The following is a 20,707-nucleotide window of genomic DNA, read 5'->3' as shown; positions in this document are numbered from 1 at the left end:
AATTTTTTTAAAAATATAACGCCCTTACAACGACGGAGAATTGTATGGCCTGGAATGAGCCTGGTGGTAATGGAAACAACCATGACCCCTGGAGCAGCGGCGGCAAAAACGACCGCGGCAAACGCGGACAGGATCAGGGACCACCTGATCTGGATGAGGCGCTGCGTAAACTGCAGGACAGAATGAATGCCCTGTTTGGGGGTGGTAAGCGTCGTAGTGGTGGTTCGGGCGGCAGCTCGGGCGGCTCCGGCGGCGGCTTCGGCTTTTTGATTGTGATCGTTGTGGTTGCCGCGCTGTTCTGGGCGGGTATGGGTTTCTATACCGTAGATCAGCCGGAGCGTGGTGTTGTTCTGCGTCTGGGTAAATACCAGGATACGGTACGTCCCGGTCTGCAGTGGAACCCGCCGCTGATCGATGAAGTGACCATGGTGAACACCGAGATGGTGCGGACTCACAACCATAACTCGCAGATGCTGACCGAAGACGAGAACATCGTTTACGTCGATCTGACCGTTCAGTACGTGGCGACCGACCCCAAGGCGTTCGTGCTTAATGTGCGTGAGCCGGAAGAGAGTCTGGCTCATGCGGCCGAGTCTGCTCTGCGTCACGTCGTTGGTACCACCGAACTGCACTCCATCCTGACCGAGGGTCGTGAGACGCTGGGTATTCAGGTGCAGGAGCGTCTGCAGCGGTACATGGAGTTCTATGGCACTGGTATCAACATTGTCCAGGTGAACATTAAGAACGCCCAGGCACCGAGCCAGGTGCAGGATGCATTCGATGATGTGATCAAGGCGCGTGAGGATGAGCAGCGTGTTATCAACGAAGCGCAGACCTATGCCAACGGTATAGTGCCGGAGGCGCGAGGTGAGGCGCAGCGCATCATCGAGGAAGCCAATGCCTATCGTGAAGAGGTGGTGGCACGGTCAACGGGTGAGGCGGAACGTTTCACTGCGCTGTTGACCGAGTATTCCAAAGCGCCGGATGTTACCCGTCAGCGTCTTTACCTGGAAACCATGCAGGAAGTGCTGGGTAAAACACCGAAGGTGCTGGTTGATGTGGAAGGCGGTAACAACATGATGTACCTGCCGCTCGATAAGCTGATGGATAAGCAGAACGAGGTGCGCGACAGCAGTGGCCGTCCGGTGCGCCTGGATGACCTGAGTCTGCAGAGAATTACCGATCAGGTAATGGATCAGGTGCGTCAGCGCCAGAACTCATCCACAACTACACGGGAGGGTCGCTGATGAACGCTCGATCACTCTATATTCTGATCGCCGTGCTGGTCGTGGTGATGATCGGCTCCAAGTCGGTCTTTATCGTCAACGAAACCGAGCGCGCTCTGAAGCTGAGGTTTGGTGAGATCGTCGAGGCAGATATTCAGCCCGGCCTGCATTTCAAGATTCCTTTCGTCAACACCGTGCGTACGTTTGATGCGCGAGTGCAGACGCTGGATGCGCGGCCCCAGTCATTCCTGACGCTGGAGAAAAAACGACTGATCGTTGACTCCTTTGTGAAATGGCGGATTAACGATCCGGCCAAGTACTACACGTCAATCTCCGGTGATCTGTTCCAGGCGTCCGAGCGTCTGGCGAACAACATCGAGGAAGAGTTGCGTAACCAGTTTGGTGAGCGCACCGTGACCGAGGTTATTTCCGGTGAGCGTGAAGAGTTGATGGATGCGGTTATCCGTGACCTCAGCCGTCGTGCGGACGAGCAGTTCGGTATCGAGATTATCGATGTGCGCGTCAAGCGGATCGATCTGCCGGCAGAGGTTTCCTCTTCCGTATTCGACCGTATGCGTACCGAACGTCAGCGTCTGGCCCGTGATCTGCGTGCCCGTGGTCGTGAGATGGCCGAGGGTATACGTGCGGATGCAGACCGTCAGCGTACCGTTATTCTGGCGGAAGCTTACCGGGAGTCGGAGCAGGTTCGTGGTGAAGGTGATGCCAATGCTGCGCGAATCTATGCTGATGCCTATGCAGCCGATCCTGAATTCTACGCTTTTAACCGTAGCCTTCAGGCGTACCGCGATACCTTCCAGGGTGGCGGTGACGTGATGCTGTTGAAGCCGGATTCGGAGTTCTTCCGCTACCTGGATGACGCGCTTCCGCCCTCACGCAGGGGCGCTGCGGAGCGTTAATGCAAAACAGAAATCGGGTGCCCTTGGCGCCCGGTTTCGTGGTAGTATTCGTTAACCGGGTCGAGGCCCGGTTTTTTTGTGGACTTAAGGTGAGTAATGGTCGATTTTTGGCGCGAGCTGTTGATCGCGGTTTGCCTGGTGTTGGTTATCGAAGGGGTCGTGCCTTTTCTGTATCCGCAGCGTTGGCGTCGGCTGGTCGCCAAGCTGGCCTATATCCCTGATTCGTCACTGCGTATGGCGGGTCTGGTGTCGATGGTGCTGGGCGTCGCAATGCTTTACCTGGTCCACTGATTTTCTGAGATTTTCGTACTGGAGTACTGCATGACATTGGCAGATCGTTGGTTGCTGCCCGATGGAATGAAAGAGATGCTGCCGCCCCGTGCCCGTCAGGTCGAGGTGATGCGGCGTCGTGTGCTGGATCTATACGACAGCTGGGGTTACGACTTGGTGATGCCGCCGCTGGCGGAGCATCTTGAATCGTTGCTGACCGGCGTGGGTCGGGATCTGGAGATGCAAACCTTTAAGCTGACCGACCAGGTCAGTGGGCATACCATTGGCGTGCGTGCGGATATGACCCCACAGGTCGCCCGTATCGATGCGCACCGGCTACGTACCGAAGGTCCAAGCCGTCTCTGTTACTGTGGATCGGTGCTGCACACCCGGCCGAGTAATATGCTGGCGTCGCGCAATCCGCTGCAGCTGGGGGCTGAACTCTACGGTCACGCCGGTCTCGATAGTGACGTGGAAGTGATCTCGCTGATGCTGGAGACCTTGCGTACCATCGATGTCAAAGGGCCGGTCAGTCTGGATCTGGGGCACGTTGGTGTCTTTAGTGAGCTGATGCAGGAGGCGGGACTGGTTGGTGAGCAGCAAGACCGCTTTATCGATATGCTGCAGCGTAAGGCGTTGCCGGAGATCGCCAGCTTCATCGAGGGGCTCGATCTGCCGCAGTCGGTTGCTGGCAAGCTGCTGGCTCTGCCGCGCTTGAACGGCGGTGCCGAGGTGATTGCGCGGGCGCGGGAGCTGTTCTCGGGTTCTGAGACTATCCTCGCGGCGCTGACCTACATCGAGCAGGTAGCTAAGCGGGTGCAAAGCCGTTACCCGGCAACGGATCTCTACTTTGATCTTGGTGAGCTGCGCGGCTATCACTACCACACGGGTATCGTGTTTGCCGCCTATTCACCGCACTTCGGTCAGGCACTGGCCAAGGGTGGTCGCTACGACAGTATCGGCAAGGATTTCGGTCGGGCGCGTCCTGCTACCGGGTTCAGCTCCGATCTGAAGACGCTGCTGGAAGTGGCGCTGGAGATGCCGGAGATCGATCGCTCGGCGGTACTGGCGCCTGCCAGTGAAGAGTCGGATCTATTGATTGCGGTGGCTGAGCTGCGTACCCAGGGGGTGCGTGTGGTTCAGGCGCTGGAAGGAGAGGTTGTACCGGGCTGCTGCGATCGTCAGCTGGTACTGAAGGACGGGCAGTGGGTCATTGAGGCCCGGTGAACATTTTCTCAATTCACAAGAGTTTTTAGAGACAGTAATGGGTAGAAACGTCGTTGTTCTGGGTACCCAGTGGGGTGATGAAGGCAAGGGCAAGATTGTCGATCTGCTGACCGAGAAGGTCGCGGCAGTCGTGCGCTTCCAGGGTGGCCATAATGCCGGACATACACTGGTAATCGATGGTCAGAAAACCGTACTGCATCTGATTCCTTCAGGTATCCTGCGGCCGAATGTCGAGTGCCTGATCGGTAACGGGGTAGTGCTGTCCCCGGATGCGCTGCTGAAAGAGATCGCTGGGCTCGAGGAGAGTGGCGTTCCGGTTGGGCAGCGTCTGCGTCTGAGCCCGGCATGTCCGCTGATCCTGTCCTATCATGTGGCGCTGGATCAGGCCCGCGAGAAAGCGCGTGGCGAGTCCAAGATCGGTACCACCGGTCGTGGTATCGGACCGGCCTACGAAGACAAGGTCGCGCGTCGCGGTCTGCGTCTGGGTGATCTGGCCGATCCGGCGCGGTTCGAGGAAAAGCTGCGCGAAGTGATGGCCTATCACAACTTCATGCTGGAGCATTACTACAAGGTTGATCCGATCGATGTGGATCAGCTGCTTGCTCACTGTCTCGATATGGCTAAAACGCTGGTGCCGATGATGACTGACGTGACTGCGCGTCTGCATCAGCTGCGTAAGCAGGGCGCAAGCATCATGTTCGAGGGCGCGCAGGGTTCCCTGCTCGATATCGATCACGGTACTTACCCGTACGTGACCTCTTCGAATACAACCGCTGGTGGCACCTCCACCGGTAGTGGTTTCGGTCCGTTGTACCTGGATTATGTGCTGGGTATTACCAAGGCTTACACAACGCGTGTAGGTGGCGGTCCTTTCCCGACCGAGCTGAACTGCGATATCGGCGCTCGCCTGGCTGAACGTGGTCACGAGTTCGGTGCGACCACAGGACGTGCTCGTCGTTGTGGTTGGTTTGATGCGGTGGCGCTTAAGCACGCGATTCAGATCAACTCGGTTTCCGGTATCTGTCTGACCAAGCTGGATGTGCTGGATGGTCTGGATCAGATCAATATCTGCATCGGCTATGTGGATGCGGCTGGGAATCCGGTGACCTCTCTGTGTGGTAGCGAAGACTACGAGTCTATCAAGCCGGTCTATGAAGAGATTTCAGGCTGGACTGAGTCTACCGTCGGCGTGAAGTCGCTGGATGAGCTGCCGGCTAATGCCCTGGCCTATATCAAGCGTCTGGAAACCCTGGTTGAAACGCCGATCGACATTATTTCCACAGGTCCTGATCGTGTGGAAACTATCGTTCTGCGGGATCCGTTCCAGGAGTGATGCTCGCAAGAGACCAATAAAAAAGCCGCGCTGAGAAGCGCGGCTTTTTTTGTTCTGCTTTGGTGGCTCAGTTGCTGCTGATCGCCGGGTGCAGGGTCTTGATCAGCGCTTTGAACATTTTCGGGTTGCCTGCGACCAGTTTGCCGCTTTCGCGGTGGTTGTTGCCGCCGGCGGTGTCACCCACCAGTGCGCCTGCTTCCTGGAGCAGTAGCAGGCCTGCATCCTGTTCGCTATCGGTCAGTCCCAGCTGGCAGAATCCGTCGAGGCGTCCCGCGGCAGTGTAAGCCAGGTTCAGTGCGGCAGAGCCGGTGTTGAACGGGGTGGCGCCTGCATTGACCAGTTCTCGCATGATTGCGATCTGGGATTCGAGTCCGGACTGGTCGCTTTTGCGGCCCATGAAGCCGGTACCGATCAGGGCGCCGTTCAAGGCCTTCAGCGGGCTCACGCGCAGGCGTTTGCCATTAAGCTGTGCGCCTTCGCCGCGGCTGGCGGTAAATTCGTCCCCGGTGATCGGGTTGAGGATCAGCGAGTGGGTGACCTTGCCCTTGATGCGGCCGGTCATGCTCAGTGCGAAGGAGGGCACGGCATTGGAGAAGTTCGGGATGCTGTCGATCGGCGTGACCTGCCACTCACAGGGCATTGGGCCTTCGCCGATAGCTTTGTGTCGGCCGCTGTAATCACCGCTTACGGTGTGGTGAGGGTAGGCTTTCTGCAGCGTGTGAACGATCGTGCGTTCAGCCTGTTGGCAGAGGTCATTGATAAAAGCGGCGACCTTGTCCTGTTCTGATTTGATCAGGTCCAGGCGTTCTGTGCCGCGGGCGATCTGCTCGGCGGCAAGGCGTGCGGCGCGCAGAGCGATATTGACCATTGGTTGCATTGGGTATGGAATCCAGTCGTTCGAGTGGGAAAATCAAACTCCAATTGTAACGCACTCTGCGTAGGGGAATAAATGCTGTACGTAAACTGTACGTAAAGATAGTGCGTGTATCGCTCAGTGGTAGCGAGTTCTGGTATGATAAGCGCCCTTTTTTTCACCCACGTCATCGCTGCTCATGCTTGATCATATTCGTATCGTTCTGGTGAACACCACTCATCCCGGCAACATTGGTGCCGTTGCCCGTGCCATGAAGAACATGGGGTTGAGTGATCTGTGCCTTGTTGAGCCCAAACACTACCCGGATGAAGCGGCGACTGCGCGAGCCTCTGGTGCGACCGATATTCTCGACAATGCGCGAGTCGTTACAACTCTGGCCGATGCGCTGGCTGATTGCCAGTTGGTTGTTGGAACCAGTGCGAGAGGGCGGCATATTCCCTGGCCGGTGATTAATCCGCGGGAGCTTGGCGCCATCGCCGCGCCACTTGAGGGGAAATCCCGGGTGGCCATTCTGTTTGGTCGTGAAGACCGGGGCTTGACCAACGACGAGCTCCACGCCTGTCATCATCATGTTCATATACCGTCTGTTGAAGGTTTCAGCTCTCTGAATATCGCGGCCGCGGTGCAGGTGATCTGCTACGAGTTGCGTATGGCGCACCTGCTGGCCGATGAACAGAGCAAGCCCCAGTGGGGAACGGACTGGGATATTGAGCTCGCGGATCACCTGGAGCTGGAGCGTCTGTTTGAGCACCTGGAGCAGACGCTGGTGGATATCGACTTTCTCGATCCTGATAATCCGCGTCAGCTGATGCCCAGGTTGCGTCGGCTGGTGCTGCGGGCCGTGCCGGATAAGGTCGAGGTCAACGTGCTTCGCGGAATACTCAAATCGGTCAATCGTGCGGCCGAGAAGCGTTCGTCCGTTGCGCCTGAAGCGGGTGATGCGGGGGCGGATAAATCCTGATGGTTTTGGTCGGGAATATAGTTGACCAAAATCCTTGGTTTTTGCATAATAGAGCCAGACTCGCAGTAGCAGGTGAGGGTAACTATGCGATTGACAACTAAAGGACGCTACGCTGTAACAGCGATGCTTGATCTGGCCCTTCATGAGGGTAAAGGACCGATCAGTCTGGCGGATATTTCCGAACGCCAGGGGATCTCATTGTCCTATCTCGAGCAGCTGTTTGCCAAGCTTCGACGGAATAATCTGGTGCACAGCGTACGGGGTCCTGGTGGTGGTTACCAGCTCAAGCGTGAACGCGGCGAAATCAACGTGGCGGAAGTCATCGATGCCGTGAACGAATCGGTTGATGCCACGGGATGTCGCAGCACAGGCAATTGCCAAAGTGGCGAGGTGTGCCTGACACATCACCTGTGGTGCGATCTCAGTGATCAGATTCATAACTTCCTGAGCGATATCAGTCTTGCGGATCTGGTGGTACGTAACGACGTGCAGGAAGTAGCAGAACGTCAGGGGCAGCGCAGCAGGCCGCAGACAGAACAATTGATCGCCAGCAGCGTTGCATCCGCATCCTGATAGCGAAAAGCTTTGGAGATTGAAATGAAATTGCCGATCTACCTCGATTACTCAGCAACTACACCGGTTGATCCGCGTGTTGCCGAAAAGATGATGAGCTGCCTGACACCGGACGGTAACTTCGGTAACCCGGCGTCACGCTCTCACATGTTCGGCTGGAAAGCTGAAGAGGCAGTCGAAACGGCTCGCCGTCAGGTGGCTGATCTGCTGGGCGCGGATCCCCGTGAAATCGTCTGGACCTCCGGTGCTACCGAGTCCGACAACCTGGCGATCAAGGGTGTCGCTCACTTCTATTCCAAGAAGGGCAAGCACATCATCACATCCAAGATTGAGCACAAGGCCGTCCTGGATACCTGTCGTCAGCTGGAGCGTGAAGGCTACGAAGTCACCTACCTGACGCCGGGCAGCGATGGCATCATCACACCGCAGATGGTGGCCGATGCGCTGCGCGAAGACACCATTCTGGTGTCCCTGATGCATGTGAATAACGAGATCGGCACCATCACCGATATCGATGCGATTGGTGAGCTGACCCGCAGCCATGGCGTGCTTTTCCATGTGGATGCCGCTCAGAGCGCAGGCAAGTTGCCGCTGGATATGGGTAAGATGAAGGTCGATCTGCTGTCCCTGTCCGGGCATAAGATGTACGGCCCCAAGGGTATTGGTGCTCTTTACGTACGTCGCAAGCCGCGTGTGCGTCTGGAAGCCCAGATGCACGGTGGTGGTCACGAGCGTGGTATGCGCTCAGGTACCCTGCCGACCCACCAGATCGTGGGTATGGGTGAAGCGGCACGCATCTGTCAGGAAGAGATGGTGCAGGAAAGCGAGCACCTGAAAGCGCTGCGCGACCGTTTCTGGCAGGGCATCGAAAGCATGGAAGAGGTCCATGTGAACGGGTCGCAGGAACAGCGCGTGGCTGGCAACCTGAACGTGAGCTTCGCGTTCGTTGAGGGTGAGTCGCTGCTGATGTCGCTGAAAGATCTCGCGGTTTCTTCCGGTTCGGCCTGTACATCCGCAAGTTTGGAACCGTCCTATGTGCTGCGTGCACTGGGGCTGAATGATGAGCTGGCTCACAGCTCTATCCGCTTCTCTTTCGGTCGTTTTACCACCGAAGAGGAAGTTGATTACGCCGTTAAACAGATTCGTGTTGCTGTGGATAAGCTGCGCGAACTATCCCCCCTGTGGGATATGTATAAAGACGGTATCGATTTGAACACAGTTGAGTGGGCACACCACTAAGCGGGCTTTAAGAGGCTCTTGGAGGTCAACATGGCTTATAGCGAACAGGTTATTGATCATTACGAAAACCCGCGCAACGTCGGTAAGATGGATGACAAGGATACTCACGTCGGAACCGGCATGGTGGGTGCACCGGCATGTGGCGACGTAATGCGCCTGCAGATCCGCGTCAGCGATGACGGCGTGATCGAAGATGCAAAATTCAAAACATACGGCTGCGGTTCCGCAATCGCATCCAGCTCCCTGGTCACCGAGTGGGTCAAGGGGATGACGCTGGATCAGGCGGCCGAGCTGAAAAACGCGCAGATCGCGGAAGAACTGGCGCTGCCGCCGGTGAAGATCCACTGCTCCGTACTTGCGGAAGACGCGATCAAAGCTGCAGTTGAAGACTACCGTAAAAAGCAGGGCTGAGGTCGCTGACCTCGGCTTTGCCAGTAGAACAACGTGAGGGTTATATGGCGATCAGCATGACAGACGCTGCGGTAAATCATGTCGCACGCTTTCTCGAAAAACGCGGCCACGGTGCCGGTATTCGGGTTGGTGTCCGCACTTCAGGGTGCTCCGGCATGGCTTATGTGCTCGAATTCATCGACCAGGTTGAAGATGAAGACCAGATCTTTGAATTCGACGGTGTGCGTGTGGCGGTCGACCCGAAAAGCCTGGTTTACCTTGACGGAACCGAACTGGATTTCGTCAAGGAAGGCCTTAACGAAGGCTTCAAGTTCAATAACCCGAACGTCAGCAGCGAGTGCGGCTGCGGTGAAAGCTTTAACGTCTGAATAGATTGGCGGGGTGTCAGGCTGACCGATGGATATGACCCGAAACTACTTTGAGCTGTTCGATCTCCAGCCCGGGTTCGATCTGGATCTGGGGGTGCTCAGTGAGAGGTATCGGGAGCTCCAGAAGCAGTGGCATCCCGACCGCTTTGCCCATCTTTCCGAACGCGAGCGTCGTTTGTCCGTGCAGTACACGGCTCATCTGAACGAGGCTTTCCAGTCCCTCAAGTCCCCCCTGCGCCGTGCGCAATACCTGTTGCTTCTGGCGGGGCGGGATACGCACGGCGAATCATCCTCCCAGCTTGATCCCATGTTCCTGATGGAGCAGATGGAGTTGCGTGAGCGTCTGTCCGAAGTGGCGGACCAGGATGATCCTGAATCCGAGCTGGAGCAGCTTCAGCAGGAGGCCGAGCAGGCATCCCGGGATCTGCGGGCGGAATTTGTCAAACTTTACCAGAGCGACGATCTCGACGCCGCGGAGCAGGTGGTGCGCAAGATGCAGTTTGCCGCCAAGCTCGAGAGCGAGATAGAAGCGCTCGAAGATCGATTGTTCGACTGAACGGAACCCCTATGGCTTTGTTGCAAATCGCCGAACCCGGCCAGAGTGCCGCGCCCCATGAGCGCAAGCTGGCGGTCGGGATCGATCTGGGAACGACCAACTCACTGGCTGCCACCGTGCGCAGCGGAGAGGCGCAAACCCTGCCCGATATCGACGGCAGGCACCTGCTGCCCTCAGTGGTCCATTACGCTGAAGACGGTACCTCCGAGGTTGGGCGTGAAGCGCTGAGCCGGGCTGGTGACGATCCCTATAACACCATTATTTCGGTCAAGCGCCTGATGGGTCGCGGTGTCGAGGATGTGCTCTCTTTCGGTGATGAGCTGCCTTACCGCTTTGCTCCGGGCGAGGGTGGTATGCCCTACATCGAAACCAGTGCCGGGCCGCGCAGTCCGGTGCAGGTGTCGGCGGATATACTGCGGGCGCTGCGAGAGCGGGCCGAAGATTCGCTCGAAGGTGAGCTGACCGGCGCGGTTATAACCGTTCCGGCCTACTTTGACGACGCTCAGCGTCAGGCCACCAAGGATGCCGCGCGGATCGCCGGTTTGCATGTGCTGCGACTGCTTAACGAACCGACGGCCGCGGCCGTGGCTTACGGTCTGGACCAGAGTGACGAGGGTGTTATCGCTGTCTATGACCTGGGCGGAGGTACCTTCGATATCTCTGTGCTGCGTCTTAATAAGGGTGTGTTCGAGGTGCTCGCGACCGGTGGTGACAGTGCCCTGGGTGGTGATGACTTTGATTATGCGCTCGCGCGCTGGATGCTGAGTGAGTCGGGTATTGAGCTGGAACCTGATGCCCAGCAGGCGCGTTACCTGACGACCCTGGCCAAACAGGTCAAGGAGGATCTGAGTGCCCAGTCGCAGGTAAGCGTTGTGCTGGATTTGGCTGGCCAACGTGTCGAAGTCAGCGTCAGCCGCGACCAGTTTGATGCGGTTATCGAGCCGCTGATCAAGAAAACCCTTCGTGCCTGCCGACGGGCCCTGAAAGACGCCGGAGTTGCGGCGGACGAGGTGCGCGATGTGGTCATGGTGGGTGGTTCTACCCGGGTGCCCCTGGTGCGCACCCTGGTGGGTCAGCTGTTCGCACGTGAGCCCCATATCGATATCGACCCGGACAGGGTTGTCGCCATAGGCGCTGCGCTGCAGGCGGATGTGCTGGCTGGTAACAAGCCGGACAGCGATATGCTGCTGCTGGATGTGATCCCGCTATCGCTGGGTCTTGAGACCATGGGTGGTCTGGTCGAGAAGGTTATCCACCGTAACACGGCGATTCCGGTCGCTCGCGGGCAGGAGTTTACGACTTACCAGGACGGTCAGACTGCCATGGCGATTCACGTGGTGCAGGGGGAGCGCGAGCTGGTTGCGGACTGCCGCTCTCTGGCGCGCTTCGTGCTGCGCGGCATTCCGCCGATGGCGGCCGGTGCAGCCAAGATTCGCGTCACCTTTCAGGTTGATGCGGACGGGCTACTCAGCGTTGCTGCCCAGGAGTTGTCCACAGGGGTTGAGAGCAGCATCCAGGTCAAGCCCTCCTATGGACTGACCGATGATGAGATCACCGGCATGCTGCAGGATTCCTTCAGTCATGCGCAGGATGACCTTCTCGCCCGTGCTTTGCGCGAGCAGCAGGTCGAGGCCGAGCGGCTCGCGGCGGCGGTTGAAGCAGCGATCGCCCAGGATGGTGAGCTGCTTGACTCCGCAGAACGTGCCGAACTGGAACAGGGGGTCGCCAGTCTGCGTCAGACGGCCGCAGGGTCGGACTCTGCGGCTATTGAGGCGGGCGTTGAATCCCTTGCTAAACTGAGTGATGACTTTGCCGCACGACGGATGGATAAAGGGATCCAGAGTGCGCTGCAGGGGCATCGAATTGATGAGTTGGATAAGGAGTCGGAGTAATGCCGCAGCTTATTTTTCTGCCGCATGAGGAGCTCTGCCCCGATGGCAAAGTAGTGGATGTCGAGCCTGGTATCACCATCTGTGATGCGGCGCTCGCCAATGGCGTTGATATTGAACACGCCTGTGAAAAGTCCTGCGCCTGCACGACCTGTCATGTCATTGTCCGCGAAGGCTTTGATTCACTCGAGGAGTCTGATGAGCTCGAGGACGACATGCTGGACAAGGCCTGGGGTCTGGAGCCGGAGTCGCGTCTGAGCTGTCAGGCGGTGGTGGCCGACGAGGATCTGGTTGTGGAGATTCCGAAGTACACCATCAATCAGGTGTCCGAACAGCATTAAGCGGGGTAGGCGTTATGGCATTTAAATGGGTTGATGTGTTGGATATCGCTATCGAACTTGATGAGCTGTATCCCGACGTGGATCCGATGCAGATCAGCTTCCCCGACCTCTACCAGAAAGTGCTGGATCTGGAAGGTTTTGACGACGATCCGTCACACTGTGGTGAGAAAATACTGGAAGCGATCCAGATGGCCTGGATCGAAGAAAAGGACTGAACAACGGGCTCCTTACCAGGCTTACCGACCCGGCCCCGTGCCGGGTTTTGTTTCTCTGGTTTTGAGCTGTTCAGGGTTTGAGCACTCGCGTATAATGTCGCGCCTTATTATTTATATAATCAATTGGGATTAGGTTGAACCATGGCTACTGAACGTACTCTCTCTATCATCAAGCCGGACGCTGTTGCCAAGAACGTGATCGGTGAAATTCTGACTCGTTTCGAAAAAGCGGGCCTGAAGGTAGTCGAAATGCAGATGAAAGCGCTGAGCAAAGCAGAAGCTGAAGGCTTCTACGCTGAGCACAAAGAGCGTCCTTTCTTTGCAGACCTGGTTGCTTTCATGACCTCCGGCCCCGTTGTTGTGCAGGTTCTGGAAGGTGAAAACGCAATCGCACTGAACCGCGAACTGATGGGTGCAACCAACCCGAAAGAAGCGGCTGCAGGTACCATTCGTGCGGATTTCGCTGAGTCTATCGATGCGAACGCCGTACACGGTTCCGATTCTGCAACCTCTGCTGAACGTGAGATCGCCTACTTCTTCGGTGGCTGATCCGACAGGAGCCGTTCATTGAGCGGCTCCACCATTCTAAATCCGGTGATTTTTCATGACTGACGCTCCCTCCAAGGTCAATCTTCTCGGTCTTTCCCCTTCCCAGCTGGAAGCCTTCTTCGAGCAGATGGGCGAGAAACGCTTTCGCGCCACCCAGGTGCTTAAATGGATCCATCAGTTTGGAGCCAGCAGCTTCGAGGAGATGACAAACATCAGCAAGGCGCTGCGTGCCAAGCTGTCAGAGGTGGCGGAGATCCGCGAACCGGAAATCGTCATGGAAAAATTTTCCAAGGATGGCACCCGTAAGTGGGTCATCCGCATGGACGGTGGTTCCGCTATCGAGATGGTGTTGATACCCGATGGCGACCGCAAGACGCTCTGTGTTTCATCTCAGGTTGGCTGCTCGCTCGACTGCAGCTTCTGCTCCACCGGTAAGCAGGGTTTTAACCGTGACCTGAGTACGGCCGAGATTATCGGCCAGTTGCGTGTGGCTATCCGCTCTTTTGGTCCCTTCGATCCCTCCGGCGAGCGCCGGGTGACCAATGTGGTCTTCATGGGTATGGGCGAGCCGCTGCTCAATTTTGACAATGTCGTCGCGGCTACCGAGCTGATGATGGACGACAACTGCTATGGTCTCTCCAAGCGACGCGTTACCGTTAGTACCTCTGGTGTGGTACCTGCGCTGGATCGTCTGCGCGAGGTCAGCGACGTGTCTCTGGCGGTGTCTCTGCATGCGCCGACCGATGAACTGCGTAATCAGCTGGTACCGATCAACCGCCGTTACCCCATCGATGTGCTGATCGCTGCTTGCAACCGTTACCTTCAGGGCCTCAACGACAAGCGTGTGGTAACCGTCGAATACACGCTGATTGCCGGCGTCAATGATCAGCCGGAGCAGGCTCGTCAGCTGGTCAAGGTGCTGCGTAAACTACCGTGTAAACTGAATCTTATACCCTTCAATCCGTTCCCCAATTCCGGCTATGAACGCCCGAGTGATGAGGCGATTGCTGCGTTCAAGCAGATTATGCTGAACAGCAACGTGCTGACGACCGTTCGCCGCACCCGTGGCGATGATGTTGATGCTGCCTGCGGACAGCTGGTCGGGCAGGTGGCAGACCGTACCCGGCGTAGCCAAAAATACATCGCTGTGGTACAAGAGGAGCCTGTTCAGGGGAAGAGCCAGGCTCTGTAAGGGGGAAAGATGCGACAAGTCCATGCTGTAATGCTGCTGTTGACGGCGATACTGGTTTCAGCATGTTCGACAACCCCCGACCGTTACGCCAATAGTGGTGCTTCCGAGGAAGATGCCCTGGAGTCCTACACCAGTCTTGGCCTGCAGTACCTGAGAGCGGGAGATACCGCTGGTGCCAAAGGCCCGCTGCAGCGGGCGCTGGCTATCGATGACGACTATGCGCCGGCCTATAATGCGTTGGCGCTGGTGTTTCAGGCCGAGCAGGATCTGGGGCTGGCCGAAGACTATTTCCGCAAAGCCATCTCTGCAGATTCTCAGTCGGCGATGATTCACAACAACTTCGGTGCCTTTCTCTTCAGTCAGGAGCGTTACGACGAGGCCTGTGTCGAGCTTGCGCGCGCTACCGAAGATCCGTTTTATCAGGCCCGTGCCCAGGCGTTTGAAAACCTCGGACGCTGCTATCGCCGCACCGGGCGGGATGCGGTGGCCGAACATGCTCTTAAGCGCGCTTTGACCCTGCAGCGACAGCGCCCTCTGGCGCTGGTCGAGTTGGCGGATCTGAAACTTGAACAGGGTAATAACACCGAGGCGGCGGCCCTGTTTGATCGTTTTCGTGAACTGGTCGATAGCAAACGGGTCAACCATTTCCCATTGAGTCTTTGGGTGGGTGTGCGCGTAGCCCGTTATGAGGGTAACGCCAGTCGCGCGGCGACCTACGCGCTGCTGTTGAAGAACATGTATCCCGAGTCCAACGAATACCGGCTGTATAAGGAGTCTGCGCAGTGAGCAGCGAAGAAACATCACAGGACGCAGCCTCTTCATCCTTCACAGGCGGAAACTTTGTCAAGGCAAGGGAAGATCTCGGGCTGAGTCTGGAACAGCTGAGCCGGGAGCTGCACCTGCCTGTTGCCACGCTTGAAGCGCTGGAGCGGGGTGAATTTGCCGGTTTGGGTGGCCCGGTGTTTGTGCGCGGCTATATTCGCGCCTATGCACGACGCCTGAAAATGAATCCTGATACCTATGTTGCCCAGTTTGACCGTCAGGCCGGTATCAAGGATACCGCTGCGTCGGTGAGAGCTGTGGGTACAGTCTCGACCAGTCCGGCACGGCAGAGCCGCTCGGTCATGAGGTTCGGTACCTTTGTCTTTATCGTCGCGATTATCGGCATCATCGTCTGGTGGTGGCAGACCCAGTACTCCATAGATAGCGTGATCCTCTCCTCTGACGATGCCCCGGTTACGGTTGAGACAGCAGACGGCAATACGCTGGTGCTCCCTCCTATTGATAGCGAGGACGCGGGTTCCACCCAGGCGCTGCCAGAGTTCGGCGAGCCTGTTGCGGGGGCAGAGGGCGACAGTCTGACGGGGTTATCAGCGGCAGCTGATAGCCTGGCCGCATCTGCCGCGACTGGAGTGGCCCTCGGTCTGGAAGAAGCTGCATCCGCAGCCGACTCGGCGCTGGATACCCTCTCTGAAACCGGGTCCGCACTGGCTGATGCTGAGCCGCTGCCGGTCGTGACGCCTCAGCTGGACCTGTCCCTCTCCGACGACAGCTGGTTGAGCGTAAAAGACAGTGCAGGAAAGACGCTATTCAATGGCATTGCCAAGTCGGGCAGTGACCTCAGTTTCGAAGGCGAGGAGCCTCTGTCCGTGGTTATAGGGCGGGCCAGTGCCGTTACCTCGATCCAGTACGCTGGCGAGCCGGTTGATCTTGATCAAGTGAGCGATAAGAATGTCGCCCGTCTGACGCTGCCTGCGTCGTCGCGTTAATTAGCATCTGTAAATACGGGAAAGTAGAACCTTGGCGAAGATCAAAGCCATAAGGGGCATGAATGATATTCTGCCGGATCAGACCCCGGTCTGGCAGTTTCTGGAAAATCAGGTCAAAGCGGTGCTTGGTGCCTATGGCTATAGCGAACTGCGCATGCCGATTGTCGAGCAGACCGACCTGTTCAAACGTTCTATCGGCGAAGTGACCGACATTGTCGAGAAGGAGATGTATACCTTCGAAGACCGCAATGGTGACAGTCTTACCCTGCGCCCCGAAGGTACAGCCAGCTGTGTGCGTGCCTGTGAGGAACATGGCCTGACCTTTAACCAGGTTCAGCGGCTTTGGTACATGGGACCGATGTTCCGGCACGAGCGGCCTCAGAAGGGGCGTTATCGCCAGTTCCACCAGATTGGTGTGGAAACCTTTGGCATGCAGGGGCCGGATATCGATGCCGAACTGATTATCCTGACAGCGCGCCTGTGGCGTCAGCTGGGTCTGGAAAAGTCGGTAACTCTGCATTTGAACACGTTGGGGAGCGCCGCTGACCGGGCTCGTTTCAAAGACGATCTGGTGGCCTACCTGAGCGCCCACATCGAGGAGCTTGATAGCGACAGCCAGCGCCGCCTTAAGACGAACCCGCTGCGTATCCTCGATAGCAAGGATCAGGGAACCCAGGCGCTGTTGGATAAGGCGCCGCATTTCCATGATTATATCGATGCGGATTCCCGTGAGCATTTCGACCGCCTGTGTCACCTGCTGGATCAGGCGGGGGTTGCCTATGAGGTCAACGCACGTCTTGTGCGTGGACTGGATTATTACGGTAAGACGGTGTTTGAGTGGATCACCGATGAACTGGGTTCCCAGGGAACTGTCTGTGCCGGTGGCCGTTACGATGGCCTGGTGGAACAGCTTGGTGGTCGCGCTACGCCGGCAGTGGGGTTCGCGATGGGTGTTGAACGTCTGATTCTGCTGCTTGAAACTCTGGGTGCCGTACCTGAGAGTGTTCACCAGAAGGTCGACGTCTATGCCATGGCAATGGGTGACGCTGCGCAGGTGGAGATGTTCCGCATTGCAGAGCAGCTGCGCGATGAAACTGAACTCAGAGTGCAGCTCCACTGTGGTGGCGGCAGCTTCAAGAGTCAGATGAAAAAGGCGGATAAAAGCGGCGCGCGGTTCGGTTTGCTCATGGGAGATGATGAGCTGGCGAACGGCGTTATCACGTTGAAACCGCTGCGTGAATCAAGCGAGCAAAGACAGATCGCACTGAAAGAGCTGGCAGTAGAGCTGACCAGCATTTATAGCACTGAGTAAGAGAGGCAGGATCGTGGCGGAGTTGCGTACCGAAGAGGAACAGGTTGAAGCGATCAAGAACTGGTGGAAAGAGAATGGACGCTCGGTGCTGTTGGCTATTGCTGTCGCTGTTGCCGGTGTATTCGGATGGCAGGCATGGGAAAAACGCGTTGAAGCACAGTCCACTAATGCGTCAATCACCTACCAGGAACTGCTCGATGCGGTTATGGCTCTGCGCTCCGCTCCCGAAGATGAGGCGCAGCTGACAACCGCGAAACATCTGGCAGGCGTACTGCAGGATGATTACGAAAGCAGCGGCTATGCCGCGCTGGGCGCCATGCTCATGGCTCGCGTAGCGGTTGATAGCAACGACCTGGATCAGGCATTCGCACAGCTGGATTGGGTCCGTCAGAATGCGGAGGACGCCGAGCTTAAACAGCTGGCGACACTGCGCAGCGCGCGCATCAAGCTGGCTCAGGGTGATGCGGATGCGGCCGATGCCTTGCTGAAACAGGCTAATGGTGAGCATTACCAGGCTTCCTATCAGGAGCTGCGTGGCGATGTGCTTGTGGCTCAGGGTCAGTTGGATCAGGCGCGTCAGGCGTATGAGCAGGCGCTCGAAGGTGCCACTCCCCAGATGCGTCCGGTGATCGAGATGAAGCGTGACGATCTGGCTCAGGGAGAAAACTCATGAAATCCATGGTCCGTGTGCTTACAGCGAGCCTGCTGACAGCCTCGCTTGCCGGTTGCGGCCTTTGGGGTGGCCCGGACGAGGTAGAGCCGGCAGCGCTGGTTGACTTTGATGCAGAGAAAAACGTTTCTGTGCTCTGGAGTGCTCAGGTCGGTGACGGACCCGGACTGGGTTACCACCAGTTCGAGCCGGCTATTGGCAACTCCCGTGTTTTCGCGGCTGATAATGAAGGCGAGGTAGTCGCTATCGATCAGGCTTCAGGCGAAAAACTCTGGGATGTGGAGCTTGATCTGCCGCTCTCCGGCGGGGTGGGCTTTGGTTTTGGTAGCGTCGTTGTTGCTACCGAAAACGGCGAAGTGATCGTGCTTGATGCCACCACGGGCGAAGAACGGTGGCGCAGCCGGGTGGCATCAGAGGTTGTCGCTCAGCCGCAAGTGAATGCAGATCTCGTCGTTGTCCAGGTGATCAATGGCCAGGTCAGCGCATTTGATCGTGTCACCGGTGAGCATCGCTGGACCTATGACAGCCAGATCCCTCAGCTTAGCCTGCGCGGAACCGGTGCCCCGGTCGTTACTGATCAGGTAACGCTCACCGGCTTTGCCAACGGCAAGCTGTTGGCGATCGATAACCGCTCCGGTAACGCGGTATGGGAGCAGCGTATCGCGCTGGCGGAAGGTCGCTCCGAACTGGAACGTATCGTAGATGTGGACGGTCGCCCGCTGATCGTCAATGGAACCGTATACGTTACCAGTTACCAGGGGCGTCTCGTGGCGCTGAATCCTTATGGTCCGAGAATCGTCTGGAGTCGTGATTACTCCAGTTATCGTGGTCTGGCGTCCGGGTTTGGCAACATCTACGCGGTGTCTGCAGATGACAAGGTCGATGCCTTTGATGCGGGCAGCAGTGCCAGTGTCTGGCAGCAGCCAGCTCTGCTTAATCGTCGTCTGACCTCGCCGGCGGAACTGAACAACACGGTGGTCGTGGGTGATAGCGAAGGCTATCTCCATTTTATGTCTCAGATCGATGGTCACTTTGTAGCGCGCTATAATTTCGACTCGTCCGGTATCTACAGTGATCCGCTTGTGGTCGATGACGTGCTTTATGTACTCAGCAATGATGGTCGTCTGGCGGCTCTCAAGCTGAATTGAACTGAATCTTAAGTGAAGGGCGGCGGTGTTCTGCTTGGGGTGGAACGCCGCCGTGCTGTTTTTGGGTGAATGCTATGCTTCCGGTGATCGCGCTGGTGGGCCGACCGAATGTCGGTAAATCTACTCTTTTCAACCGATTGACCCGTTCGCGTGACGCACTGGTTGCCGATCTGCCCGGGCTGACCCGCGATCGCAAGTATGGCGAAGGCAAGTTGGGTGGCCGGGATTATATCGTTATCGATACCGGTGGTATTTCCGGTGACGAAGAGGGCATCGATAAGGCGATGGCGCAGCAGTCTTTGCTGGCTATCGACGAGGCGGATGTCGTTCTGTTCCTGGTTGACGGTCGTGCGGGGCTTAACCCGGCAGACGAGATGATCGCCAATCATCTGCGCCGGGAGGAAAAAACCTGCTACCTGGTGGTCAATAAAACAGATGGTATTGACCCTGAGGTCGCACGCAGCGAGTTCTTCAGCCTGGGTTTGGGCGATCCGCTGACGATTGCAGCGGCACATGGGCGTGGTGTCTCTTCGCTGATCGAATTGACGCTTGATGACCTGGGTATCGAAGAGCCGGAAGAGGGTGACACGGAAGATGCCGCTGACAAGGGTACGCGCATCGCGATTGTCGGTCGTCCCAATGTGGGTAAGTCAACCCTGGTTAACCGCATGCTGGGTGAAGACCGGGTTGTCGTCTATGACGAGGCGGGTACCACCCGGGATAGTGTTTATATTCCCTACGAGCGTGACGGTCAGCCTTACACGCTGATCGATACGGCAGGCGTGCGGCGCCGTAAACATATTCGTGAAGCGGTGGAGAAATTCTCCATTGTTAAGACGCTCCAGGCGATCAAGGACGCCAACGTGGTGGTTGCCGTCATCGATGCCCGCGAAGGTGTGACCGAGCAGGATCTGCATATGCTTGGTTTCGTTATCGATTCCGGTCGTGCGCTGGTCCTGGCGCTGAACAAATGGGATGGAATGACGCAGGAGCAGAAAGAGAAGGTCAAAGCCCAGGTGGATCGCCGTCTGATGTTCGCTGCTTTTGCTCGTTTCCACTTTATCTCTGCGCTTCACGGCTCCGGTGTTGGTGATCTTTATCGTTCTATCGATGAAGCCTATGACTGCGCCATGGCGAAATGGTCTACCAACCAGCTGACCAAACTGCTTGAGGATGTGGTTGCGGATCACCAGCCGCCGCAGGTTAACAACCGTCGCATCAAACTGCGTTATGCACACCAGGGTGGGTCCAACCCGCCGATCATCGTTGTGCATGGTAACCAGACCGATGCGCTGCCGGGATCTTACAAACGTTACCTCGAAAACCGCTTTATCAAGTTTCTCAAGGTGAAGGGTACACCGATCCGTTTTGAGTTCCGTACCGGGGATAACCCCTTTGCCGGCAAGCGCAATATCCTGACCGCACGACAGCAGGCGAAAAAAGAGCGTCAGCGTCAGCACGTGAAGGAACTCAAGTACCGTCAGAAGAAGCGCGCCAAGAAAGCTTAATGCATTTTTTGAATAAGAAAGGGAGCTGCGGCTCCCTTTCTTATGACGTGAAAAGAGTGCTCTGGAGCTTTCTGTAAATTATTTCCAAAAAGCCTGTTGACTCCCTCCGGCAGGTCTGTAGAATGCGCCTCCTCGCTTGAGACGACACGCCCTTCGGGG

23 protein-coding genes are annotated in these 20,707 nt (G+C 57.1%); 22 read left to right on the top strand and 1 reads right to left on the bottom strand.

All coding sequences use genetic code 11. The annotated features are described in order from the left end of the window. Window positions 1-44: 44 nt before the first annotated feature. From hflK to ACQUQP_RS18550, 5 genes are all read left to right on the top strand, one after another. The gene (gene hflK, locus ACQUQP_RS18570) at window positions 45-1,247 is read left to right on the top strand and encodes an FtsH protease activity modulator HflK (protein ID WP_432696517.1); all 1,203 of its coding nucleotides are present in this window, start codon (window positions 45-47) and stop codon (window positions 1,245-1,247) included. Continuing rightward, window positions 1,247-2,143: a protease modulator HflC gene (hflC, locus tag ACQUQP_RS18565; RefSeq protein WP_432696516.1), complete on the top strand. Its 897-nt coding sequence runs from the start codon at window positions 1,247-1,249 to the stop codon at window positions 2,141-2,143. The genes hflK and hflC overlap by 1 nt, the downstream gene beginning before the upstream one ends. A gap of 96 nt (window positions 2,144-2,239) precedes the next feature. Beyond that, window positions 2,240-2,434 (top strand): DUF2065 domain-containing protein, encoded by a 195-nt coding sequence (locus ACQUQP_RS18560; RefSeq protein WP_432696515.1) that lies wholly within the window; start codon window positions 2,240-2,242, stop codon window positions 2,432-2,434. 30 nt (window positions 2,435-2,464) lie between these two features. Further along, window positions 2,465-3,640, top strand: a complete 1,176-nt coding sequence (locus ACQUQP_RS18555) for an ATP phosphoribosyltransferase regulatory subunit (RefSeq protein ID WP_432696514.1) — start codon at window positions 2,465-2,467, stop codon at window positions 3,638-3,640. Window positions 3,641-3,677: 37 nt separating this feature from the next. Next, entirely contained in the window at window positions 3,678-4,973 is a 1,296-nt protein-coding gene (locus ACQUQP_RS18550; protein ID WP_432696513.1) for an adenylosuccinate synthase, read from the top strand. Window positions 4,974-5,040: 67 nt separating this feature from the next. Here ACQUQP_RS18550 and ACQUQP_RS18545 read toward each other — a convergent pair whose 3' ends face one another. Then, window positions 5,041-5,850 (bottom strand): inositol monophosphatase family protein, encoded by an 810-nt coding sequence (locus tag ACQUQP_RS18545; RefSeq protein WP_432696512.1) that lies wholly within the window; start codon window positions 5,848-5,850, stop codon window positions 5,041-5,043. Between the two features lie 175 nt (window positions 5,851-6,025). Between ACQUQP_RS18545 and trmJ the strand changes: the two genes are divergently transcribed. The 17 genes from trmJ (at window position 6,026) to der (ending at window position 20,548) form a co-directional block, all read left to right on the top strand. Then, window positions 6,026-6,808: a tRNA (cytosine(32)/uridine(32)-2'-O)-methyltransferase TrmJ gene (gene trmJ, locus ACQUQP_RS18540; RefSeq protein WP_432696511.1), complete on the top strand. Its 783-nt coding sequence runs from the start codon at window positions 6,026-6,028 to the stop codon at window positions 6,806-6,808. Window positions 6,809-6,892: 84 nt separating this feature from the next. Then, on the top strand, window positions 6,893-7,381 hold the full coding sequence (gene iscR, locus ACQUQP_RS18535; protein WP_432696510.1) for a Fe-S cluster assembly transcriptional regulator IscR: 489 nt from the start codon (window positions 6,893-6,895) through the stop codon (window positions 7,379-7,381). 24 nt (window positions 7,382-7,405) lie between these two features. Further along, on the top strand, window positions 7,406-8,620 hold the full coding sequence (locus ACQUQP_RS18530; protein ID WP_432696509.1) for an IscS subfamily cysteine desulfurase: 1,215 nt from the start codon (window positions 7,406-7,408) through the stop codon (window positions 8,618-8,620). A gap of 30 nt (window positions 8,621-8,650) precedes the next feature. Continuing rightward, window positions 8,651-9,031, top strand: a complete 381-nt coding sequence (gene iscU / locus ACQUQP_RS18525) for a Fe-S cluster assembly scaffold IscU (protein WP_432696508.1) — start codon at window positions 8,651-8,653, stop codon at window positions 9,029-9,031. Window positions 9,032-9,075: 44 nt separating this feature from the next. Next, window positions 9,076-9,399 carry an iron-sulfur cluster assembly protein IscA gene (gene iscA / locus ACQUQP_RS18520; protein ID WP_432696507.1) on the top strand — a complete coding sequence of 108 codons (324 nt, stop codon included), beginning with the start codon at window positions 9,076-9,078 and terminating at the stop codon, window positions 9,397-9,399. A gap of 28 nt (window positions 9,400-9,427) precedes the next feature. After that, a complete protein-coding gene (hscB, locus tag ACQUQP_RS18515) occupies window positions 9,428-9,955 on the top strand; it encodes a Fe-S protein assembly co-chaperone HscB (protein WP_432696506.1) in 528 nt (175 codons plus the stop codon). A gap of 11 nt (window positions 9,956-9,966) precedes the next feature. Further along, window positions 9,967-11,847, top strand: coding sequence for a Fe-S protein assembly chaperone HscA (gene hscA, locus ACQUQP_RS18510; RefSeq protein ID WP_432696505.1), 1,881 nt, complete (start codon window positions 9,967-9,969; stop codon window positions 11,845-11,847). Next, window positions 11,847-12,185: an ISC system 2Fe-2S type ferredoxin gene (gene fdx, locus ACQUQP_RS18505; protein WP_432696504.1), complete on the top strand. Its 339-nt coding sequence runs from the start codon at window positions 11,847-11,849 to the stop codon at window positions 12,183-12,185. The genes hscA and fdx overlap by 1 nt, the downstream gene beginning before the upstream one ends. A gap of 14 nt (window positions 12,186-12,199) precedes the next feature. After that, window positions 12,200-12,400: a Fe-S cluster assembly protein IscX gene (iscX, locus tag ACQUQP_RS18500; RefSeq protein WP_432696503.1), complete on the top strand. Its 201-nt coding sequence runs from the start codon at window positions 12,200-12,202 to the stop codon at window positions 12,398-12,400. Between the two features lie 141 nt (window positions 12,401-12,541). Beyond that, window positions 12,542-12,949: a nucleoside-diphosphate kinase gene (ndk, locus tag ACQUQP_RS18495; protein ID WP_432696502.1), complete on the top strand. Its 408-nt coding sequence runs from the start codon at window positions 12,542-12,544 to the stop codon at window positions 12,947-12,949. Between the two features lie 55 nt (window positions 12,950-13,004). After that, the gene (rlmN, locus tag ACQUQP_RS18490; protein ID WP_432696501.1) at window positions 13,005-14,141 is read left to right on the top strand and encodes a 23S rRNA (adenine(2503)-C(2))-methyltransferase RlmN; all 1,137 of its coding nucleotides are present in this window, start codon (window positions 13,005-13,007) and stop codon (window positions 14,139-14,141) included. 9 nt (window positions 14,142-14,150) lie between these two features. Continuing rightward, the gene (gene pilW / locus ACQUQP_RS18485; RefSeq protein WP_432696500.1) at window positions 14,151-14,927 is read left to right on the top strand and encodes a type IV pilus biogenesis/stability protein PilW; all 777 of its coding nucleotides are present in this window, start codon (window positions 14,151-14,153) and stop codon (window positions 14,925-14,927) included. Beyond that, window positions 14,924-15,910: a RodZ domain-containing protein gene (locus tag ACQUQP_RS18480; protein ID WP_432696499.1), complete on the top strand. Its 987-nt coding sequence runs from the start codon at window positions 14,924-14,926 to the stop codon at window positions 15,908-15,910. The genes pilW and ACQUQP_RS18480 overlap by 4 nt, the downstream gene beginning before the upstream one ends. Window positions 15,911-15,968: 58 nt before the next feature. Beyond that, the gene (hisS, locus tag ACQUQP_RS18475; protein WP_432698722.1) at window positions 15,969-17,222 is read left to right on the top strand and encodes a histidine--tRNA ligase; all 1,254 of its coding nucleotides are present in this window, start codon (window positions 15,969-15,971) and stop codon (window positions 17,220-17,222) included. 13 nt (window positions 17,223-17,235) lie between these two features. Then, a complete protein-coding gene (locus ACQUQP_RS18470; protein ID WP_432696498.1) occupies window positions 17,236-17,895 on the top strand; it encodes a YfgM family protein in 660 nt (219 codons plus the stop codon). Continuing rightward, complete coding sequence (bamB, locus tag ACQUQP_RS18465; protein ID WP_432696497.1) at window positions 17,892-19,040, top strand: outer membrane protein assembly factor BamB; 1,149 nt, start codon at window positions 17,892-17,894, stop codon at window positions 19,038-19,040. Before ACQUQP_RS18470 ends, bamB begins: the two co-directional genes overlap by 4 nt. Window positions 19,041-19,114: 74 nt before the next feature. Continuing rightward, window positions 19,115-20,548: a ribosome biogenesis GTPase Der gene (der, locus tag ACQUQP_RS18460; protein WP_432696496.1), complete on the top strand. Its 1,434-nt coding sequence runs from the start codon at window positions 19,115-19,117 to the stop codon at window positions 20,546-20,548. Window positions 20,549-20,707: the final 159 nt, after the last annotated feature.

Source organism: Marinobacterium sp. YM272, from assembly GCF_050908845.1.
Classification (GTDB): Bacteria; Pseudomonadota; Gammaproteobacteria; order Pseudomonadales; family Balneatricaceae; genus Marinobacterium_D.
This window is presented reverse-complemented; position numbering and strand designations above follow the sequence as displayed.

What these genes read in the sequence shown, in the direction of transcription:
- bamB (WP_432696497.1), top strand. Translation starts at nt 17,892, where the DNA reads ATGAAATCCATGGTCCGTGTGCTTACAGCGAGCCTGCTGACAGCCTCG.
- hflC (WP_432696516.1), top strand. Translation starts at nt 1,247, where the DNA reads ATGAACGCTCGATCACTCTATATTCTGATCGCCGTGCTGGTCGTGGTG.
- trmJ (WP_432696511.1), top strand. Translation starts at nt 6,026, where the DNA reads ATGCTTGATCATATTCGTATCGTTCTGGTGAACACCACTCATCCCGGC.
- ndk (WP_432696502.1), top strand. Translation starts at nt 12,542, where the DNA reads ATGGCTACTGAACGTACTCTCTCTATCATCAAGCCGGACGCTGTTGCC.
- iscR (WP_432696510.1), top strand. Translation starts at nt 6,893, where the DNA reads ATGCGATTGACAACTAAAGGACGCTACGCTGTAACAGCGATGCTTGAT.
- ACQUQP_RS18550 (WP_432696513.1), top strand. Translation starts at nt 3,678, where the DNA reads ATGGGTAGAAACGTCGTTGTTCTGGGTACCCAGTGGGGTGATGAAGGC.
- ACQUQP_RS18560 (WP_432696515.1), top strand. Translation starts at nt 2,240, where the DNA reads ATGGTCGATTTTTGGCGCGAGCTGTTGATCGCGGTTTGCCTGGTGTTG.
- der (WP_432696496.1), top strand. Translation starts at nt 19,115, where the DNA reads ATGCTTCCGGTGATCGCGCTGGTGGGCCGACCGAATGTCGGTAAATCT.
- hscA (WP_432696505.1), top strand. Translation starts at nt 9,967, where the DNA reads ATGGCTTTGTTGCAAATCGCCGAACCCGGCCAGAGTGCCGCGCCCCAT.
- iscX (WP_432696503.1), top strand. Translation starts at nt 12,200, where the DNA reads ATGGCATTTAAATGGGTTGATGTGTTGGATATCGCTATCGAACTTGAT.
- hisS (WP_432698722.1), top strand. Translation starts at nt 15,969, where the DNA reads ATGAATGATATTCTGCCGGATCAGACCCCGGTCTGGCAGTTTCTGGAA.
- ACQUQP_RS18545 (WP_432696512.1), bottom strand. Translation starts at nt 5,850, where the DNA reads ATGCAACCAATGGTCAATATCGCTCTGCGCGCCGCACGCCTTGCCGCC.
- fdx (WP_432696504.1), top strand. Translation starts at nt 11,847, where the DNA reads ATGCCGCAGCTTATTTTTCTGCCGCATGAGGAGCTCTGCCCCGATGGC.
- iscA (WP_432696507.1), top strand. Translation starts at nt 9,076, where the DNA reads ATGGCGATCAGCATGACAGACGCTGCGGTAAATCATGTCGCACGCTTT.
- ACQUQP_RS18530 (WP_432696509.1), top strand. Translation starts at nt 7,406, where the DNA reads ATGAAATTGCCGATCTACCTCGATTACTCAGCAACTACACCGGTTGAT.
- hscB (WP_432696506.1), top strand. Translation starts at nt 9,428, where the DNA reads ATGGATATGACCCGAAACTACTTTGAGCTGTTCGATCTCCAGCCCGGG.
- iscU (WP_432696508.1), top strand. Translation starts at nt 8,651, where the DNA reads ATGGCTTATAGCGAACAGGTTATTGATCATTACGAAAACCCGCGCAAC.
- pilW (WP_432696500.1), top strand. Translation starts at nt 14,151, where the DNA reads ATGCGACAAGTCCATGCTGTAATGCTGCTGTTGACGGCGATACTGGTT.
- ACQUQP_RS18555 (WP_432696514.1), top strand. Translation starts at nt 2,465, where the DNA reads ATGACATTGGCAGATCGTTGGTTGCTGCCCGATGGAATGAAAGAGATG.
- rlmN (WP_432696501.1), top strand. Translation starts at nt 13,005, where the DNA reads ATGACTGACGCTCCCTCCAAGGTCAATCTTCTCGGTCTTTCCCCTTCC.
- hflK (WP_432696517.1), top strand. Translation starts at nt 45, where the DNA reads ATGGCCTGGAATGAGCCTGGTGGTAATGGAAACAACCATGACCCCTGG.